The 2,950-nt window shown below is 65.8% G+C and carries 3 protein-coding genes and 1 pseudogene; 3 read left to right on the forward strand and 1 reads right to left on the reverse strand.

What is annotated here, in order from left to right:
• The 3 genes and pseudogenes from ACI3ET_RS16250 to ACI3ET_RS16260 form a co-directional block, all read left to right on the forward strand.
• Nucleotides 1-221, forward strand: a pseudogene (locus tag ACI3ET_RS16250) (IS110 family transposase); the annotation flags it as partial.
• Nucleotides 222-387: 166 nt separating this feature from the next.
• The gene (locus tag ACI3ET_RS16255; RefSeq protein WP_405034114.1) at nt 388-1,056 is read left to right on the forward strand and encodes a maleylpyruvate isomerase family mycothiol-dependent enzyme; all 669 of its coding nucleotides are present in this window, start codon (nt 388-390) and stop codon (nt 1,054-1,056) included.
• A 133-nt stretch (nt 1,057-1,189) separates the two neighbouring features.
• Nucleotides 1,190-1,531: a histone-like nucleoid-structuring protein Lsr2 gene (locus tag ACI3ET_RS16260; protein WP_405034112.1), complete on the forward strand. Its 342-nt coding sequence runs from the start codon at nt 1,190-1,192 to the stop codon at nt 1,529-1,531.
• Between the two features lie 738 nt (nt 1,532-2,269).
• Here the strand turns inward: ACI3ET_RS16260 and ACI3ET_RS16265 are convergent.
• A complete protein-coding gene (locus ACI3ET_RS16265) occupies nt 2,270-2,767 on the reverse strand; it encodes a hypothetical protein (protein WP_405034113.1) in 498 nt (165 codons plus the stop codon).
• Between the last annotated feature and the right edge of the window lie 183 nt (nt 2,768-2,950).

The following is a 2,950-nucleotide window of genomic DNA, read 5'->3' on the forward strand; positions in this document are numbered from 1 at the left end:
GCCTCGGCGACGCCCTGCAGCAGTGGGCGTTCTGCTCCCTTCGTGGCTCACCCGGCGCGCGCGCCTACTACAAGGCTCTCCGCGCCCGCAAGATCGGCCACCAAGCCGCACTGCGCCAGCTCGCAAATCGCTGGGTCGGCATCCTCCACGGCTGCCTTCGCCAACGCACCCTCTACGACGAGAACACCGCCTGGCAGCACCACTTCAACACCGCCGCTTGACACAACCAGAACCTGGGATGTCTGCCGCATCGATGATGAAGCGTCTGGGGCGTTGCCCGTGCAAGTATCTGGCGTGCGCCGGGATCATCGATGAGTTCGACGACCCGCGCCGGTCCACTCTCCTGAAATCATTGCCGCGCGCTCCTGGAGGAACAGCCCCGTGTCCATGTCCCGAAGCGCCCTGTGGGCGGCCATCCACCGCGAACGTGTCCGGCTGGCCGAGGACCTGGCCGCCCTGGACGAGGGGCAATGGCAACGCCCGACGCTGTGCGGGGCGTGGACCGTGCGTGACGTCGTCGCTCACCTGACGGCCGCCGCCAGCACGGGCAGGCTCCGATGGATGACCAGCGTCATCGGAGCCCGGTTCGACTTCGACCTGCACAACCAACGCCGACTGACCGAGCAGCTGGGCGACACCCCCGGTGAGACCCTGGACCGCTACAGACGGGTGGTCACCAGCACGACAGCGGCGTCCGGCCACACCCCTGCGTGGTTGGGAGAGGTGCTCGTGCATGGGCAGGACATCAGGCAACCACTGGGCCTGACCTCCACGCCCGCCACGGACGCTGCCGTGGAGGTCGCGGACTTCTTCGTACGACGCGACTTCACCGTCCCCAGCAAGACACACGTCCACGGGCTGCGGCTCGAGGCGACCGACAGCCACTTCGCAGCTGGCGCGGGGCCCTGCGTCCGGGGCACGACCCTGGATCTCACCATGGCGATGGCCGGCCGGTCCACCTACTGCGACGACCTGAGCGGACCGGGCGTCGCCACCCTTCGGAGCCGCACAGAGACCGCCACCCAGAAGGCGTCCCGTCTGCGACGAGGGACATGAGGCGCAGCCCAACCATCAACCCGCCACCACCACTCAAGGGGCATCCTGGCACTGACACCAAACATGCTGTATGGGAGCGGATAACCCCGTAGGATGGACGGATCCGTTCTTCCCCACCCGTGTAGGAGTCATAGTGGCGCAGAAGGTGCAGACCATCTTTGTCTCGGACCTGTCCGGGAAGGAACTCGGTGAGGACGGCCAGACCGTCAAGTTCGGTTTCCTCGGCGTGGACTACGAGATCGACCTCTCCCAGAAGGAGGCCGACGATTTCGCCGACACGATCCAGAAGTACGTGGACGCCGGCCGTCGTGTCGGTGGTCGTCGCCAGCCCGGATCGAGCAGCAGCGCCCGCCGAGACCCCTCCCAGACCAGGGCCATCAAGGCGTGGCTGGACGAGCAGGGCATCGACTACCCCAGTCGCGGCCGACTCCCCCAGGATCTGATCAGGAAGTGGGAAGCTGCCCACAAGTCCTGAGCACACGACAGCAACCCCCCGCGGCCCCGGCTGACGGGGGGTTGTGTTGTCCACAGCACCCATCCGACATCCATTCCCTCTTGGCCGCTACCGCCGATGAGCGCGTCCTCATCCGGAATAGGCTGGTGACCGACCACGTCGAGGGCCGGTAGACACCCTCACGCCGATGAGCGGGCGATTGCATGGCGCTCCTCGCCGGGTTGCTAGCACCGCGTGCGCATGGCCCGACAAGTTCAACATCAGGGCAAGCCGGACTGTGGGTCGCCGCGAACGGCGCGTGCGCCAGTTCCCATCTGACCGTGTCGCGCGGGACGCCCTCGCGTCGCATCACCCCACACCAGGCATCGGGCTGGACGACCCGGCAGCCCAGCACCGCACGTTGCCGTCTTTGAGAAGTTGGCCGGCGACCTCCAGGCCGAGGGTCTCCAGGTCGGTGAAGATGCCATCTGAGGGCCGATAGAGGGAGCGCCGGGGACGTCGAGGTCTTTCAATTTTGCAGCCTGAGAGCTCCCATCATCGGAAGACTTAGTCCTCGCCCTGGAACCGACGCGCCACCCCCACCTACGCCTCATCTGCGAAAAGCCGTTAAGGCTCCTACAGCTACCTCCCCGCCAATTGCGAAACGCAGGTTTGGCGCGGGCTAGTCAATATTTAACTATGCGCGACGTGATGGCTCCGGAATGAGTTCTCTACGACGACGTTTCCGTGGCGTAGTCGGGTGTACGGACGGGCCCGTAGTCAACCGACCCCCTCGTCCTGGTTGCCTAGCATCTCGACGGAGACGGGTCCGGTAGAACGGATGGCCTCGACAACCACGTCGAGCATGGCCTGCGCCTGTGCGTCGTTCTCCCGGACGGATTGCTCGGTGCAACGGCCGGTGTCCACCCCGCCGGAGGCGTCGGCGCGGCCCCGCACGACGATGTCCTGTCCGAGCCGGCCCTCTTGGGGTGGCAGCACAGGATGGACCGATCTGTAGTAGAGCGTCAAATTCCAGTCATTCCATGGCCCGCGCGTACCACACTCCCGGATTTGCATGCCGCCCGCGATCCACCCACCGGCCATTTTCCCTTCAATAAATTCACAGCCCGGCTTGACTGCACCGCTTGGCTCGGCGCTGAGTGGCGACGAGTCGTCGCAGACCAGCGCCGCGGTGGCAGCGAGACTATCGTCGGGGTCGGCGCCAGGATTGGTCCAAGTGGTCCCCAGCGTCAGATGGCCCTGCCCATCCTCAATCACAAAATGAAGCCCACCCCCACCACACAGATCCTCGGGTGGGGACTGCTGCACGGGTAGGGTCTGTCCGATGAACGGTGGTTCTGGTGTTCATCTCAGAGGTTCTCCGCGGCCGGCATGCGGTCGGCGAAGGTGACGGCGAAAGCGTTGAGCGCGGGCTTCCACCGCATGGTCCATCGTGCCTGC

The sequence above is a fragment of the Ornithinimicrobium jinqii genome (assembly GCF_045032595.1).
GTDB lineage: Bacteria > Actinomycetota > Actinomycetes > Actinomycetales > Dermatophilaceae > Ornithinicoccus.